Origin of the sequence: Micromonospora sediminicola, assembly GCF_900089585.1 — a bacterium.
GTDB classification, from domain to species: domain Bacteria; phylum Actinomycetota; class Actinomycetes; order Mycobacteriales; family Micromonosporaceae; genus Micromonospora; species Micromonospora sediminicola.
Map to the genome: position 1 here is coordinate 1,817,871 of NZ_FLRH01000004.1, position 15,462 is coordinate 1,833,332.

A 15,462-nucleotide genomic window follows, 5' to 3' on the forward strand; every position below is an offset into this window, starting at 1 on the left:
TCCCCCGCGGAACGGCCCGCCCTTCGGCGTGGAGGCACCCGGTCAGGCCGCCGCCGCGGCGGGCACCCACAGCTCGTCGACCGCCCGCTCGGCGGACGCCAGGCTCTGCTCGTGCAGCGGGATCAGCTCGGCCATCGCCGGGTTGACCGGGGCCAGGGTCAGCTCGGCGCAGATGAACCGCGGCTCCAGGCCGGTCATCGAGATGCCGTGCGGAAGCCACGGCGCGGCGTGGTCCCAGCCCTCCTTCGGGGTGCCCGCGCCGTAGCCGCCGCCCCGGCTGACCAGGACCACGAACTCGCGACCGCCGAGCAGCCCGGCCCCGGTCGCCGGGTCGTACGCGATGCCGGGGGCGATCAGGTGGTCGACCCAGGACTTCACCACGCTCGGTGCGCCGTAGTTGTAGAGCGGCAGCCCCAGCAGGATCGTGTCGGCCCGGGTCACCTCCCCCACCAGTTCCTCGGTCAGCTGCCAGGAGGCGCGCTGCTCGGGCGTGTGCTGGTCCGGCGGCACCATCCGGGCGAGACCGCCGGCGGCGTCCAGGTGCGGCACCGGGCTCTGCCCGAGGTCCCGGTAGGTCACCGTGCCGCCGGGGTGGGCGGCGCGCCAGGCGGCCGCCGCGCGGGCGGTGAGGCGCCGGCTGACCGACCGCTCGCCGGTGATGCTCGAGTCGATGTGCAACAGGTGTGCCATTGGTTGTTCCTCCTCCATCGATCGTTCGTGTAGGACCAACTATTTATAGCAGGGCGATGTTCCGCGGGCCGCGTAAACTGGGTCACATGTCCGCCGTGCCCGCCCAGGAGTCGGAGCGCCGTTCCGGGCCGCTGCTGCAGCACCTGGCCCGCCGGATGCGGCTGCGCTCCGAGTCGGTGCTGGCGCCGCTGGGTCTGCGCCCCCGGCACCTGGTCGCGCTCACCGTGCTGCGCGACTCGGGCGGGATCAGCCAGCAGGGGTTGGCCGCCACGCTCCAGATCGACGGCACGAACGTGGTCGGGCTGCTCAACGACCTGGAGGCGGACGACCTGGTCGAACGGCGCCGCTCCCCGGAGGACCGCCGCCGGCACGTGGTCAGCCTGACCGAGGTGGGCACGACACGACTCCGCGAGGCGGAGTGCGCGCTCGCCGGCGCGGAGGAGGAGGTGCTCGGCGCGCTGGAGCCGGGCGAGCGGGACCTGCTCTACGAGCTGCTGCGGCGGGCGAGCCAGGGCCGGTCGTCGTCCTGCGCCGAGGTGGTCTCGGCGGACGGCCCGGACGCCTGCTGACCGCCGCCGGTGACCCGGCCCGGCGGCCGGCTCAGACGGTGGTGGTGGCCTGCGGCCGGTCGTCGCGGACGTGGACCAGCATGTCGCCGGTCTCGATCACCGCGCCCGCGCGGTCGTTCAGCGTGACCACCTTGCCCCGGCGGACCAGCGCGATGACCAGCGACTCCAGTTCACGCGGCGACCGGCCCACCTCGCTGCGCTCGGCCGACCGCATCGCCAGCGCCATGCCCTGGCCGGGGGTGAGCAGGTCCTCCACCACGTCGATCAGCGGCGGGGCCGAGGTGGAGAGGCCGAGCAGCCGGCCGGCGGTGGCCGACGAGACGATCACGTGGTGCGCGCCGCTCTGCTTGAGCAGGGGCGCGTTCTCCGCCTCCCGGACCGCCGCGATGATCCGTACCTGACCGGCGGTCAGTTGCCGGACGGTCAGCGCCACCAGCACCGAGGCGTCGTCGCTGTCGGTCGCGATGATGACCGACTTGGCGGTGCGGACGTGCGCCTCCTCCAGCACCGACGAGCGGGTCGCCGAACCCTCGATCGTCACCAGCCCGTTCGAGGTGGCCTGCCGCAGGGCCGGGCCGCTCCGCTCGACCACCACGATCTTGGACTTGTCCGCCCCGTTCTCCAGCAGCGCGGAGACCGCGCTGCGGCCCTTGGTGCCGTACCCGCAGATGATGACGTGGTCCTTCACGGTTCTCCTCCACCGCGACAGGCGACGGCCGGTCCGGTACTGCTCGGTCAGGACTTCCAGGGTGGTGCCGACCAGGATGATCAGGAAGAGCACCCGGGCGGGGGTGACGAACAGGACGTTGACCAGTCGCGCCGACGGGCTGGACGGGGCGATGTCGCCGTAACCGGTGGTGGAGAGCGACACCACCACGTAGTAGAAGCAGTCGAGGAGGGTCAGGCCGTCCCCGTTGACGTCGCGGTAGCCGTCGCGGTCGAGCCAGACCACGAAGACGGTGGCGAGGACCAGCCCCAGGGCGGCGAGCAGGCGCAGACTCAGCGCGCTCAGCGGCCCCCGCCGTTGCGCGGGAAAATGGATCACCGTCGGTCCCGCTCCGCCACCGTCGCCTGCACGCCCTCAAGATAGCGGGTACGCCCCGAACCGGCCGGCCGGGCCGGGGACCGGCCCTCCACCGCACGAGCGGTAAGGATCTCGTCACATTCATCGACGTGCCGCTGGGCAAGACTCGTAACCCACCGATCGTGACGAGGGGGAGTCGGATGCGTACACGTGCGGCACTGACCACGCTGGCCGTGGTCCTCGGGACGGCCCTGGCCGGCGCGTCGCCCGCGGTGGCGGGTCGGCCCGGGGACCGCCCGCCGGAGACGACCCGGCCCACGCGGCCGAAGCCCACCCCCGTCCCGTCACCGACCGTCTCCCCCCGGCCGACCGCCTCGCCGACGCCCACCGTGCGGCCCACGCCGACGGTGTCCCCCTCGCCCACCGCGCGCCCGACGCCGACCGCCTCGCCGTCGCCGTCCGGCACGCCGGCCCCCAGCACTCCGGCACCGATGCCGACGGCGAAGCGGACCGCCGAGGTGCTGCCGGGGCTGGACGACAGCCGGAGCACCACGGCCTACGACGTCAACTCGGCCGGGGTGGTGGTCGGGTCGGCGGAACTGGCCAACGGCGACTGGCACGCGGTGCGGTGGGTCGACGGGCGGATCGAGGACCTGGGCACGCTCGGCGGCCGCACCAGTCAGGCCCAGGCGATCGACGAGCGGGGTCGTATCGTCGGCACGGCCCAGGCCGCCGACGGCAGCAGCCACGCCGTCGCCTGGGTGGACGGGAAGATCCAGGACCTCGGGCTGACCGGCGGCATCTTCTCGATCGCGTTCGACACGGCCGGGGACCGGATCGTCGGCGTCTATCACGTGACCGACAGCTTCACCGGACGGCGGGCATTCGTCCGGACCGGGGACACCGAGGTCACGATCGACGCGCCGCCGGGCGCGAGTGCCGCCGCGGTCAACGAGGCCGGTACGGTCACCGGCACCTACGGCTTCAAGGAGTGGACCGACCCTCCGTTCGTCAACCAGGCGTTCGTCTGGCGCGACGGCGTCCTCCGGTCGCTCGGCACGCTCGGCGGGCCCACCAGCGTCGCGAACGGCATCAACGATCTCGGTCAGGTGGTCGGCACGAGCTGGACCGCCGACGGCCAGTTCGCCGCGTTCTTCTGGGACGGCGCGACGATGCGCCGGCTGGCCACCAGCTCGGCCTCCCCGACGGCACAGTCGCTGAACGACTCGGGTCTGGTGATCGGCACCGACGGCACCGGCAGCCGGGCGATGATCTGGCCGTCGCCGACGGCGAGCTCGCAGCTGCTGCCGCTGCCGGACGGGGCGGTGAGCAGCGTCGCGATCAACGTCAACGACGCCGGTGTCATCGCCGGGCAGGCGAACTTCGTCTCGCCGAGCTGGCACAGCCGAGCGGTCGTCTGGCGGTGACCGGAACCGGTCCGGTCGGCACCACGGGGGCCGACCGGGCCGGTCCGACCCGCCGGGACAGGGCATGATGGGTGGCGTCGGCGAACGGCGACCGCGAGGAGGCCGGCATGTCGTTGCTGCGACGGGTGATCGGCGGAGTGCTGCGGCGGATCCGCCTGCGTCAGGGCCGCACGCTGCGCGAGGTGGCCCAGGCCGCCGGGGTCTCCCTGCCCTACCTCTCCGAGGTCGAGCGCGGCCGCAAGGAGGCGTCCTCCGAGGTGCTGGCCGCGATCTGCCGGGCGCTCGGGATCCACCTCGCCGACCTGCTGGAAGAGGCGCGCGACGAGCTGCGCCGCGAGCGGCCCACGCCGGTCGGCACCGCCATTCCGCTGGCCCGCCTCGACCGCGCGCCGGCCGCCCGCACCGGCCCACACCTGCGGGTCGGCCCGCCCCGGTTGTCCGTCACCCGCCGGCCCACCACGTCGCCCCGGACCTCGGTGGCCCAGCGGCCGGCGGTCTCGCTCCGCCCGCCGGTCGCCCGTCGGCCGGTCACCGCCATGCCCCTGCTCGGTGGCGCGCGGCGCGCCGAGCGGCTCGGGCCGACACCGGTCGGCCCCGCCCTCGACGCCACCACCCCGATCGGGTTCGGCGGCGGCATCCGGATCTGGCCGACCCCCTCCGCCCCGACCGTCCGCCCGCGTCCGCGTACCTCGCCGGCGGTGGCCCGGCGGCGGGCCCGCGCCGGCCGGCGGCGCGCGGTCGCCGCGTAGCTTCTGCCCAGGGCGAATCTGCCCCGGGCAGAAAGCCTGGGCCGCGGGGGTGCGCCCGACGGACGCTGGAGACCGCCGGCTCGCCGGGCGGTTCCCCGCCCACCGGCGGCACGGAGGTGGGCGGTCATGGGTGGTGGCATCTGGATGCTGGACGAGGGGCAGCCGGCCTTCGGTGACCGGGTCTTCGAGCGGCTGCTGAAGGAGCGGATCATCTTCCTCGGCACCGAGGTCACCGACGCCTCGGCCAACCAGATCTGCGCGCAGATCCTGCTCCTCGCGGCGGAGGACCCGGAGCGGGACATCTTCCTCTACATCAACTCGCCGGGCGGCTCGGTCAGCGCCGGCATGGCCGTCTACGACACCATGCGGTACGTCAACAACGACGTGGCCACGCTGGCGCTGGGGATGGCCGGGTCGATGGGGCAGTTCCTGCTCTGCGCCGGGGCCGCGGGCAAGCGGTTCGCGCTGCCGCACGCGCGGATCATGATGCACCAGCCCTCCGGCGGGATGGGCGGCACGGCGGCCGACATCACCATCCAGGCCGAGAACATGCTGCACGTGAAGCGCACGATGCAGGAGCTGATCGCGGAGCACAGCGGGCACACGCTGGAGGAGATCCAGCGGGACTGGGACCGGGACCGCTGGTTCACCGCCGAGGAGGCCCGCGACTACGGCCTCGTCGACCAGGTGCTCTCCCGCGTCGACCAGCTCGCCGCCTGAGCCGGACGGCCCGGCCGGTCGCGCCGGCCGGGCCGTCCGCCACGGTCAGGGGTAACTGACCACCGGGCTGGTGCCGTAGGAGCCGACCACCGGGGTGCCGGCCTCGTTGATCGTCCGCTCGATCCCGCCGCTGCCGTTCAGGAACACGGTGATCGCGTCGTGGAACCGCACGCCGGCCCGGCGCGGCGCCTCGATCGCCCGGTCGCAGCGGATGTCCACGCCCTGGTTGAAGTACGCGTAGACGCCGAGCCCCCACGCCTCGTGCGTGCGGACGTGGTCGGCCACCTTGTAGGAGGCCCAGCCGTTGCCGGTGGGGCTGCGCCAGGCCGCCTGACTCGGCGGGTCGTAGGGCAGCTCGCTCTGGTAGAACACGGTCCGCCCGCGCTCGCCGTTCCAGATCGTCTGCCAGCGCTGGTAGTGCTCCACGAAGAGCCCGTACGCGGTCACGTCGTCGCCGTTGACGACCACGCCGGTGGCGGCGGTGTTCACGGTCCAGCCGATGGTGCCCGGCCGGCCGTGGTCGCCGCGCCAGGCCCAGATGTTGTCGATCAGCGTGTGCCGGCTGTTGACGACCAGGCTGGTCACCGCGCGCCCGGCGTACGGGCCGCCGATGCGGAAGAAGACGTCCTGGAGCGAGATCGGATTCGTGGCGTGCGACCGGTGGCAGTGCCGTCCACCGACCTCGACCAGCACCTCCGACTCGACCGGCCCGGCGTCCACCAGCACCCCGGCGATCCGTACCCCGTCGACGTCCTCGATCCGCAGCGCCGCGTCGCCGCCAGTCGGCACGAGGCTCGGCATGCCGAGGCCGAGCACGACGGTGTTCGGCAGGCGGACCCGCAGCGCCCGGTCCAGGTGGTAGACGCCGGGGGTGAGCAGCAGGTGCCGGCCCCGGGCGAGTTCGGTGTTGATCCGTCGGGCGGAGTCGGTGGGCCGGGCGAGGTAGAAGTCGGACAGCGGCAGCGAGGGCACCGGCGCCCCGCCGGCGCCCCAGGTGGTGCCCGCGGTGTCCCGGCGCGGGCGGGGCACGGCGACGCGCCAGCGGCCCGCGCCGTCGACGAAGAGGTACGGCTTCTCCCGGGTCACCGGGCTGGTCGGCAGCGTGGTGTACGGCGGGTCGGGGAAACCCTGCGCGGGCGCGCCGACCACACCGGAGAAGACCTGGTTCCAGACTCCGTTGGTCCAGTCGCCGCCGAGTTCGCTGTCCCGGGTGAGCCACTGCTGCTGGGATCCGTTGATGGTGATCCCGTCCACCCTGGAGTCGGCGATGTAGCCGCCGCTGGAGTAGCCGCCGTTGCCGGGTTCCAGCCACAGCACGCCCTTGATGTGCACCCGGCGCATCGGGGACGCCTGCGAGACGGCCCACTGGTTCGACCAGTCGGTGGGGCTCACGGCGAGGTTCTCCGCCGAGCGCCAGAAGTTGGTCAGCGCGGAGATGCCGGCGGGTGAGTTCGGGTCGGGCTGCCCGACCACCCGGACCGCACCGTGGATCTCCACGTCGTCCGGGTGCGCGCCGAGCCCGGCGACGGTCGTGTAGTAGCCGAGCCGGGCGCCCACCTCGTAGCGGCCGGGCTTGAACAGCACGGCGTAGCGGTCGAAGCCCATCTCGTTGTGTTCCTGGGCGGTGAAGATCCGGTCCAGGGTGGACTGGATCTCCGCGGCCGGCGTGCTCGGGTCGAAGACGTGCACGTGGGGCCCGAAGTCGGGCTCCCGGGTCGGGCGTGCCGGCGGGGACGCGACGGCGGCGCCGGCCGGGAGGCCGAGGGCGGTGAGCGAGGCCGCCGAGGCGGTGAGCGTGAGGAAACGGCGGCGGGAGGGGTCGGGTGATCGCATCTGCCTGCCTGTTCGGTGATGGTGGGAGAGCGCTCTCCTGGCCGTTCCTACCTCATCGCCGTCGATCCCGCCAGAGCCCGCCGGTTCCGGAACCGGGAAGGATCTCGACGCCGCGAGGGTTGCGCCTCAAGAAAGTTGAACTCGCAACCACAGGGAGCGCGCCCATGTCCATCGCCGTCACCGGGGCCACCGGCCAGCTCGGCCGCCTCATCGTCACCGCGCTGCTCGACTGCGGCGTACCGGCCGGGGAGATCATCGCGGTCGGCCGCGACACCGACCGGCTCGCCGACCTCGCCGGCCACGGGGTCGTCACCCGCCGGGCCGACTACGACGACCCCGACTCCCTGCGCGCCGCCTTCGCCGGCGCCGAGAAGCTGATGTTCGTCTCCGGCAGCGAGGTCGGCCGTCGCCGACCACAGCACGCCAACGTGGTGACCGCCGCCCGGGAGGCCGGCGTCGGGCTGGTGGTCTACACCAGCATCGCCCACGCCGACACCTCCGGCCTGCTGCTCGCCGGCGAACACCGGGACACCGAGCAGCTCCTGCACGACTCGGGCCTGCCGTCCGTGTTCCTGCGCAACAGCTGGTACCTGGAGAACTACACCGGCCAGCTCGACGCGTACCGGGAGCACGGAGTGACCGGCGCGGCGGGCGACGGGCGGGTCAGCGCCGCCACCCGCGCGGACCTCGCCGAGGCCGCCGCCGTGGTGCTCACCCGCGACGACCACACCCCGGTGTACGAGCTGGGCGGCGCGCCGTTCAGCCTCACCGAACTGGCCGCCGAGGTCAGCCGCCAGACCGGCGTTCCGGTCGGCTACACCGACCTGCCGGCGGACCGCTTCACCGAGGCGCTGGTCGCCGCCGGCCTGCCCGAGGGGTACGCGGCAGTCCTCGCCGACGCCGACCGGGGGATCGCCCGCGGCGAGCTGGAGGTCGGCGACGACCTCGCAAAGCTGCTCGGCCGCGAGCCGACCACCCTGGCCGAGGCGATCCGCGCCGCGCTCTGAGGACCGGTCGGCGCGCCTGGCCGCCCGTGGCGGCGGCCAGGCGCGCCGCGTCGTTCAGGCGCGCTCGGCGCGCTGCTTCACCAGGTCGTCGACCAGGCTCTCCACGTAGTCGGCCGTCTCCTCCCAGCGGGTGACGGCGACGCTGCGGATGCCCATGGCCTTGACCGGGTAGTCGTTGCCACCCACGTCGAGCCGGTCACCGACGAAGAGCACGTTGTCGATCTTCAGGTCCAGGCACTCCAGCAGCTTCCGCATGCCGTACGCCTTGTCCACACCCTTGCGGGTGACGTCGATCGAGGTCGAGCCGCCACCACGGACCTCCAGGTCCGGCAGCTTCGCCGCGACCGCGTCCCGCAGCCGCTTCTTCTTGTCGCCGTCCGGGTCCCAGCCGTACTTCTCGGCCGGCGGCGCGGACTGCCCCAACGCCGAGAACGTGATCTGGCTGCCCCGGTCCTCGATGATGTCGCCCCAGGTCTTCGCCTCCCACAGGCCGAGCGCCTGCGCCGACTCGGTCAGCGCCGCGACGACCCGGGCCTTGTCGGCCTCGGTCAGGTCCTCGGCGTAGACCTGCCGCCAGTCCCCGTCCGACCAGCGGTAGTAGCGGGTGCCGCAGGTCGGCATCAGGTGCAGGCGGGCGCGCTGCTCCTCGGTGAGGTCGAGGTGGGTCAGCACCTGCGACTGGAACTGCTCGAACCGCCCACCCGAGATGATCAGGACGTCCACCTCGGTGAGCAGGTGGCCGAGCAGATCCGCCATCCGACGATCGATCTGGGACTTGGAAATCGCCAGGGTGTCGTCGAGGTCGAACGCCACCACTCGAAGATCGTTCACGAACACCTCATGTCGTCGCGGGCAGGCCAGGACTAGCAGGGTACCGACGGTGACCCTCCGGCGTCCGCGAGCCCCGATCGTCACGCCACGCAGCCTTCTGGTCGCAGGCTATCGCCTCCGCCGCTCAGTCGCGGCCGTGGGCAGCGGAAACGTCCGCGTAGACCACCCCGTCGGCGCACGCGGCGACCACCGACGAGGGCCACTGCGGGTCGTAGTCCCGGCACCGCCGCACGCGTCGGAAGGCGGCCGCCTTCTCCGCTCCGGGCAGGAGCAGCACGGCCCGGTGGGCCAGGTCGGCCATGGTGGCGATCCCCATCGTGACGCCGTGCGTGGGCACCTCGCCCACGGACCCGAAGGCGGGATACGTGCGGAGGTTGTCCCGGCGGGTGGAATCCTCCAGGCGGACCACACGCGTCACGCTCTGCCGAGCCGAGCCCGGCCCGTTGAAGCCGACATGACCGTCGCCCGAACCGGATGCCAGGATCAGCAGGTCCATCCCCCCGTGCTCGCGGATCCGCGCGTCGAGATCGGCGGGACGGTCGGGCCCGGGGACCCAGATCTGCGCGGCGGGAATCCGATCCGGCGGCCGCAGCCCTCGATTGAGCGGTCCGACGACCTCCGTCGTGACGTACCGCTCGCAACTGTGGTGCCGATCCGCCGGCACCGGCACGAAGCGGCCGGCCACGGTCTGGACGTACGCGTCCAGCGCTACCACCACGAGACCGGAGACGGGGATGCGCCGCTCCGCCACCACCTCGGCGAGCACCCGGAAGGTACGGGTGGCGCTGCGTCCGGAGGGACAGCCCAGAAGGTAGCGCCGGCCTGCCGAAGCGGCAGCGCGTAGGCCGCGGGCGATCTCCAGTGCCGTCTGGGTCGCGAGATCCTCGGCGGTGGCGAACACGACGGAACGGACCGGCACGGCCATTCTCCTACCACTTTGGAATGGTTCGACGAGAAGACGTTATTGCGTCCCGCGCTACCGTCGTCAATACCCGCCCGGCTGTTTCCGTGGTCGAGGGAGGCCGATGGTGTCATCCCCTGTCTCATCAGACCTCAGCGCCAATCTGCAGCGATTCGACGGAATTCGGGTGCACGACCTCCTGCACGAATACGCCGAGCGCGGAGCGGCCGTGGTCCGCCTTCGCGTGGCGGACGCGCCGGCCACCTACGTCGGCACCGTTCACGTCGACATCGACATGCCCGTGCCGGCCCGCAGCCGCAGCCCGTGGACGCCACTCGTCGAACTGGCGGTGCCCCTTCCTCTGGACGCCCTCCGGGCGACCGGCACCGCGCCGCCCCGCGTCACCGACCTGAGCGTCACCGGCGGCGGACGTGCCCTCAGCACACGTCCGGTCACCACGGACTCCTGCCTGGTCGTCCAGGTGCCGTCACGCGAACTGCGGGGCGTACCGGGGAGACTGCACATCACCTTCACGAGCGCGAGCCTGTTCTTCCTGGTCGGTGGCGACGGCGTGCTCCAGACCTGGCGGCTCGGCTTCGCCGTCCGCACCGCCTCGGTCCCCCGCACCGTCATCAACCTCGAGCACTCGCCGGAACTGTCGCTGCGGTGCCGGGTGGACTCCTCCGAATACCACTCGCTGGCACAGGGAGTGGGGCCCGGCACGGTACGGAAGATCGGGTTCTATCCGTCCGGGCGGGCCGAAATCACGTACCTCTTCGGGCTGCACAGCGAATCGCGCTTCCGCAACCTGGCGATGCTGCCGTTCGCCGGATGCGTCGGGCTGTTCTCCTCCGCCCTGACCATCGCGCTCGTCTTCGGTGGCTACACCGACATGGCCGCGGTCACCCTCGCGCTCGCCCTGGCGCCGCCCGTCCTCCAGGCCGTGCGGCCGTCCACCGGCTTCTACCGGTCGGCCGACATCCACAGCCGCAGCCCCGGCGCCTGGATCTTCGCCACGTCGATCGCGCTGTACGCGCCGGCCACGCTGTTCGCCGTTCTCACCATCACCGACCTCAGCGAGCTGCGCCGGGTGAGCCAGGTCGTCTGCTACGCGTTCGGTGTGCTGCTCGGCCTGCTCGGCACGGCGATCCTCGTCGCCGTGCGGGAACAGATCCTGCCCCCGCACTACTGCGACGTGTGCACGACGCGGTTGATCTGGCGGCGCCGGAGCCGGCTGCACCGCGCGAGCAGGCGTACGGTGTGCCAGAGATGCTTCGCGGACATCGAAGCCGACGAGCAGGCGAGAGGCTGAGGAAGTGGCGCACCGACCGCTGACGTTCGACCTGGCCGCCGAGATCGCCGAAACCGTGCGGCCGGCCCTGTCCGACGCCGTCGCGACCACCGACCTCGGCGAGGTCACCCAGGACAAGGGCGGTGGGCACACCGCCCACAAGGTCGACGACGTCGCCGAGCAGGTCCTCTTCGACGCCCTGCGCCGGCGGGGCTTCCAGGGCCAGGTCTTCTCGGAGGAAGCCGGCCTGGTGCGACTGGGCGCGGATCCCCGGATGATCGTCTGCGACCCGTACTGCAACACCACCCTGACCTTCCACGGCGTGCGGGAGTCGGCGGTGGCGGTGTACGAGTACACCGTCGAGGGAGAGTTCCTCAGCGGCGCCATCGCGGACATCCAGATCCCGCGCGTCGTCTGGGCCGGCCCGGACACCGGGGCACACGTCTCCACCCTGGGCGGCGACACCCGGGCGGCGACCTGCTCGAGTGTCCAGCGGGTCGAGGACGCGTTCCTGGTCGTGTCGCTCCTGAAGCGCAACCGCCGCCAGCACCCGCCGCTGACGCTGCTCGCCGGCCCCAAGCTGCTCGGTACGGTCGACGGCGCCATCGTCGCCGCCCGCATCGCCGTCGGTGAGGTGGACGGCTTCGTCGACCACGAGTTCGGCCAGCCGTCCTACGAGACGCTGGCGTACGAGCTGGTGGCCCGAGCCGGCGGGAGGGTGACCGACCCGGCCGGTGAGCCGATCGACTTCGGCGCGATCGTCCGTGGCCTCGGGCGTGGCGAGGTGCGGCGGCACCGGATCCTCGCCATCGCCAACCCGAGCCTGCACCGGGACGTTCGGGCGCACCTCGCCGGCTGACGGGGTAAACCGGTCGACAGGCACACCGGACGCGACCATGGTGGACCGATGCGCCAGGAGGAGATCTGGGACGCCGAGGCAGCCCGGCGCTACGACACCCCGGGCACCGGGATGTTCGCGCCGGACGTGCTCGGGCCCACAGTCGACCGCCTCGCCGCGCTCGCCGGTGACGGACGCGCCCTGGAGTTCGCCGTCGGCACCGGCCGGGTGGCCGTACCGCTGGCCGAACGCGGCGTGCCGGTCAGCGGGATCGAGCTCTCCGTACCCATGGTGGAGCGACTGCGGACGAAGGTCGACGCGGCCACGATCCCGGTGGTGGTCGGCGACATGGCCAGCGCGACCGTGCCCGGTGAGTTCAGCCTGGTCTACCTGGTCTACAACACCGTCGCCAACCTGCTCTCCCAGGCCGAACAGGTGGCCTGCTTCCGCAACGCCGCCCGCCACCTCCGGCCGGGCGGGCGGTTCGTGATCGAGCTGTGGGTGCCCGAGCTGCGTCAGCTCCCCCCGGGCCGGCAGGCGACCGTGTGGCACACCGAGAACGGATACATCGGCCTGGACACCTACGACGTGCTGCGGCAGCGGGTGGTGTCGCACCACGTCCGGTTCGGCGCCGGCCGGGAGGCGCAGATCTTCCGCACCCCGCACCGCTACGTCTGGCCGTCCGAGCTGGACCTCATGGGCGAGCTGGCCGGATTCGCCCTGGAGAGTCGGCACGCCGACTGGACCGGCGCCGAGTTCACCGGAGAGTCGCGCTCGCACGTGTCGGTCTACCGACTGCCCGGCTGACCTACGCTCCCGGCCATGGCGAAGGTTCTCGTCACCGGCATGTCCGGCACCGGCAAGTCGACTGCGCTGCGGATGCTGGCCGCGCGTGGCCACCGCACCGTCGACACCGACTCCGACCGCTGGAGCCGGTGGGTGCCCCTGCCCGACGGTTCGTCCGACTGGATCTGGCGCGAGGACGCGATAACCGACCTGCTCACCGGGCACCGCGCCGGGCACCTGTTCGTCGCCGGGTGCAGGAGCAACCAGGGCCGGTTCTACCCGAGCTTCGACCACGTCGTGCTGCTCAGCGCCCCGGCCGAGGTGCTGCTGACGCGCATCGCCGACCGCACCGACAACCCGTACGGCAAGCGGGCCGAGGAACGGGCCGAGATCCTGCGCAACCTCGCCGAGGTCGAGCCCCTGCTGCGGGCCACCGCCACCGCCGAGGTCGACGCGTCGGCGCCGGTCGAGAGCGTCGTGGGGCACCTGGAGCGCCTCGCCGGCGGGTAGAGTCGGACGCATGTTCGAAAGCGCCCTCGTCAATCTCTACACCTCCGACATCGAGGCCGGCATCCGCTTCTACCGCGACCTGCTCGGCTTCGTCGAGACGTTCCGGACGCCCACCGAGGGCGTCCCGGAGCACGTCGAGTTCCGCCTCGGCGGGTTCACGCTCGGGCTCGGCACCGTCGAGGCGGCCCGGCGCGCCCACGGCGTCGCCGCCGAGCCGGGACGGCCCGCCATGGCGCTGGTCGTGTGGACGCACGACGTCGACGAGGCCTTCGCCCGGCTGGCCGCCGCCGGCGTACCGACGGTTCAGGACCCGCACGACTCGGGCAACGGCAACCGCAACGCCCTGCTGCGGGACCCGGACGGAAACCTCGTGGAGATCGTCTCCAAGGTCGGCTGAGCGGTTTCCGGTTCGTCCGCCCGGGGTCACGCCGACGAGGCGATCAGGCCGGTAGTGGGCACGCAGGCCCCGGAAAGGGGAACAGTGATCGCCGATCAAGGCTTTGATCTGGTGCCCCCGGCAGGATTCGAACCTGCGACACACGGTTTAGGAAACCGATGCTCTATCCCCTGAGCTACGAGGGCGCGAGGGCCCAGTCTAGCGACCTTGGGGTTCACCTGGGGTGGCAGGGAGTGGCCCACGTTCACCCACGTTCCCCGGACCGCCGTTCGTCCAGCCCAGGACCACACACGGAGTCTCGACCGTGTCGACGGTGGCCTCCTCAATCATCGCCTCCAGCACGGCGGTCCCCTTCGAGGCCTTCGGCGGAGGACAGCGGACCGGCGTCGGGGTGCTCGGAGTTCGATGCGCGAGGATGCGGTGGCCGAGTTCGTCGATCTTCGCCGGGAGGCGGAGCGGGCTACGGGCGGAGAACGCCCGGCTGGCGCGTCTGCTCATCAGTTCAGACGTTCCGTCGTGAGGACGGCGTCAGGCACTTGCTCAGGCTGATGTCGTCGACGTAGGTGCCGTCGATCAGGAACTCGCCGGCGTGTCGGCCTTCGACGGCATAACCGTGCTGTTCGTAGAGCCTGGCGCATCGCCTCGGTCAGGGCGGGCAACACGCGATCGGCGATCTGGGCCACCGAGCCGCCACTCAGGTCCATGCCCGTGGATTTCTCCGCGAGCACATGCCCGACCAGGCCGGTTGCTGAGGCGAGGGCGATGGACCCATCGGTGGCGATCCTGTGGGGTGAGCCGCCGGCGGCTCCGGCGGCCGACAGCAGCGTGACCGCGCCGTATGCGGCCGTGCGAAGCGTGAGCTTGTCCTGGGTGGAAAGGTTGACGGACACGGTGGTGAGCTCCTTGATGTTGACGTGGGCAGGTGGCGACCGCCGGGTGGCGGCCCGGGATCACCGGGCGGGTCTCGGCTCCCGACCGGGGCGACCCACGACCGGAGGCGGACAGGATTTTTCACGACAAACCTCTCTTCATCGGGCACGGTTCGGCCCGGACGTACCGGTGGATCGGAGTCAGGGCCGCCGGTTACGGCAGGGTGAGTTCGTAACGGATACGCCGCCCGAGAGGGCGGAAGCCCAGGTGTCGACGCAGGGCGACCAGGTCGGAGTCCCCGTCGGCGGTGCGGGTCTCGATCTCCTCGACGTGTGGATGGACCTCGCGCAGTCGGGTGAGCAGAGCGGCGTTGACCCACAGCCCCAGGCGTCGTCCGCGATGACCGACGAGCACAGCAGGGCCGTACTGGCGGGCGCGACGCCGCGGCAGTGCACCTGTCGTCGCCAGGACATAGGCGACCACCCCGCCGTCCGCCTCGGCGGCGCTCACCACCGCGGCACCGGGACGGCTCGGATGCCGGAGCAGTTGCTCGACGCTGGTCGCGCCGCACGGATCCCCGGTCCAGTGACGCAGTCGGTATCCGGGGTGCTCGACATCGACCAACTCACCCAGCCATGCATGGTGGACATCGCAGTAGGTGAGCAGTTCATGGCTCCCGGATCCGATGCGCCGGAATCCGTGCCGCTCACAGAATGACCGCGCGGCGGAACCCGGGCTGGTCTCCACGATCAACCGCCGGCCCACCGCGTGTGCGCCGACGGCGGCCAGCAGCCGCGATCCGATCCCTCGACGACGCCACTGCGGCTGCACGTACAGGTTCAGCTCGAGGGTGTCCGGCTCCAGGGCGGTCGGTGCCTCAGGCAGCTCGTACCCGAACGGCATGACCGGACGCAGGCCGGCGACCCCGGCCACCACACCGGGCGAGGTCACAGCGTGCCAGCGTGGGGTGCCGAGATGATCCGGCACGGCCACTATGTCGATCACGCTTTCGCTCATGC

General features: G+C 72.2%; 17 protein-coding genes and 1 tRNA gene. 10 read left to right on the forward strand and 8 right to left on the reverse strand.

The window, feature by feature from the left end; genetic code table 11:
* Positions 1-42: 42 nt before the first annotated feature.
* Positions 43-690 (reverse strand): FMN-dependent NADH-azoreductase, encoded by a 648-nt coding sequence (locus GA0070622_RS30095; protein ID WP_091582771.1) that lies wholly within the window; start codon positions 688-690, stop codon positions 43-45.
* A gap of 86 nt (positions 691-776) precedes the next feature.
* On the opposite strand from GA0070622_RS30095, the gene GA0070622_RS30100 reads away from it, so the two are divergent.
* Complete coding sequence (locus GA0070622_RS30100; protein WP_245666909.1) at positions 777-1,259, forward strand: MarR family winged helix-turn-helix transcriptional regulator; 483 nt, start codon at positions 777-779, stop codon at positions 1,257-1,259.
* A gap of 31 nt (positions 1,260-1,290) precedes the next feature.
* On the opposite strand, the gene GA0070622_RS30105 is transcribed toward GA0070622_RS30100, so the two are convergent.
* Entirely contained in the window at positions 1,291-2,304 is a 1,014-nt protein-coding gene (locus GA0070622_RS30105) for a potassium channel family protein (protein ID WP_091582781.1), read from the reverse strand.
* A gap of 179 nt (positions 2,305-2,483) precedes the next feature.
* Between GA0070622_RS30105 and GA0070622_RS30110 the strand changes: the two genes are divergently transcribed.
* The 3 genes from GA0070622_RS30110 (at position 2,484) to GA0070622_RS30120 (ending at position 5,179) form a co-directional block, all read left to right on the forward strand.
* Positions 2,484-3,710 carry a hypothetical protein gene (locus tag GA0070622_RS30110; protein WP_091582786.1) on the forward strand — a complete coding sequence of 409 codons (1,227 nt, stop codon included), beginning with the start codon at positions 2,484-2,486 and terminating at the stop codon, positions 3,708-3,710.
* Positions 3,711-3,817: 107 nt separating this feature from the next.
* Positions 3,818-4,459, forward strand: a complete 642-nt coding sequence (locus GA0070622_RS30115) for a helix-turn-helix domain-containing protein (protein ID WP_091584238.1) — start codon at positions 3,818-3,820, stop codon at positions 4,457-4,459.
* Positions 4,460-4,585: 126 nt separating this feature from the next.
* Positions 4,586-5,179, forward strand: a complete 594-nt coding sequence (locus tag GA0070622_RS30120; RefSeq protein WP_091582790.1) for an ATP-dependent Clp protease proteolytic subunit — start codon at positions 4,586-4,588, stop codon at positions 5,177-5,179.
* Positions 5,180-5,224: 45 nt separating this feature from the next.
* Here the strand turns inward: GA0070622_RS30120 and GA0070622_RS30125 are convergent, their stop codons facing one another.
* A complete protein-coding gene (locus GA0070622_RS30125) occupies positions 5,225-7,012 on the reverse strand; it encodes an adenylyl cyclase (protein WP_091582795.1) in 1,788 nt (595 codons plus the stop codon).
* Positions 7,013-7,176: 164 nt separating this feature from the next.
* On the opposite strand from GA0070622_RS30125, the gene GA0070622_RS30130 reads away from it, so the two are divergent.
* Positions 7,177-8,019: an SDR family oxidoreductase gene (locus tag GA0070622_RS30130; protein ID WP_091582799.1), complete on the forward strand. Its 843-nt coding sequence runs from the start codon at positions 7,177-7,179 to the stop codon at positions 8,017-8,019.
* Between the two features lie 54 nt (positions 8,020-8,073).
* On the opposite strand, the gene GA0070622_RS30135 is transcribed toward GA0070622_RS30130, so the two are convergent.
* Together GA0070622_RS30135 and GA0070622_RS30140 are read right to left on the reverse strand one after the other, a co-directional pair.
* Positions 8,074-8,850: an HAD-IIB family hydrolase gene (locus tag GA0070622_RS30135; protein WP_091584240.1), complete on the reverse strand. Its 777-nt coding sequence runs from the start codon at positions 8,848-8,850 to the stop codon at positions 8,074-8,076.
* A 124-nt stretch (positions 8,851-8,974) separates the two neighbouring features.
* The gene (locus GA0070622_RS30140; RefSeq protein ID WP_176710596.1) at positions 8,975-9,769 is read right to left on the reverse strand and encodes a 6-phosphogluconolactonase; all 795 of its coding nucleotides are present in this window, start codon (positions 9,767-9,769) and stop codon (positions 8,975-8,977) included.
* Between the two features lie 169 nt (positions 9,770-9,938).
* Between GA0070622_RS30140 and GA0070622_RS30145 the strand changes: the two genes are divergently transcribed.
* Genes GA0070622_RS30145 through GA0070622_RS30165 form a run of 5 tightly spaced genes read left to right on the forward strand, consistent with a single transcriptional unit; the run spans position 9,939 to position 13,573 of the window.
* Positions 9,939-11,063: a hypothetical protein gene (locus tag GA0070622_RS30145; RefSeq protein WP_091582807.1), complete on the forward strand. Its 1,125-nt coding sequence runs from the start codon at positions 9,939-9,941 to the stop codon at positions 11,061-11,063.
* A gap of 4 nt (positions 11,064-11,067) precedes the next feature.
* Positions 11,068-11,901, forward strand: coding sequence for an inositol monophosphatase family protein (locus GA0070622_RS30150; protein ID WP_091582811.1), 834 nt, complete (start codon positions 11,068-11,070; stop codon positions 11,899-11,901).
* 48 nt (positions 11,902-11,949) lie between these two features.
* Entirely contained in the window at positions 11,950-12,687 is a 738-nt protein-coding gene (locus tag GA0070622_RS30155) for a class I SAM-dependent methyltransferase (RefSeq protein WP_091582815.1), read from the forward strand.
* Positions 12,688-12,702: 15 nt separating this feature from the next.
* Positions 12,703-13,176, forward strand: a complete 474-nt coding sequence (locus tag GA0070622_RS30160) for an AAA family ATPase (RefSeq protein WP_091582819.1) — start codon at positions 12,703-12,705, stop codon at positions 13,174-13,176.
* A gap of 10 nt (positions 13,177-13,186) precedes the next feature.
* Positions 13,187-13,573 (forward strand): VOC family protein, encoded by a 387-nt coding sequence (locus GA0070622_RS30165; protein WP_091582823.1) that lies wholly within the window; start codon positions 13,187-13,189, stop codon positions 13,571-13,573.
* 109 nt (positions 13,574-13,682) lie between these two features.
* Here the strand turns inward: GA0070622_RS30165 and GA0070622_RS30170 are convergent.
* The 3 genes from GA0070622_RS30170 to GA0070622_RS30185 form a co-directional block, all read right to left on the reverse strand.
* Positions 13,683-13,758: transfer RNA gene (locus GA0070622_RS30170), tRNA-Arg, on the reverse strand.
* Between the two features lie 312 nt (positions 13,759-14,070).
* Entirely contained in the window at positions 14,071-14,463 is a 393-nt protein-coding gene (locus GA0070622_RS33360) for a hypothetical protein (protein WP_245666911.1), read from the reverse strand.
* A gap of 193 nt (positions 14,464-14,656) precedes the next feature.
* Positions 14,657-15,460, reverse strand: a complete 804-nt coding sequence (locus tag GA0070622_RS30185) for a GNAT family N-acetyltransferase (RefSeq protein ID WP_091582832.1) — start codon at positions 15,458-15,460, stop codon at positions 14,657-14,659.
* Positions 15,461-15,462: the final 2 nt, after the last annotated feature.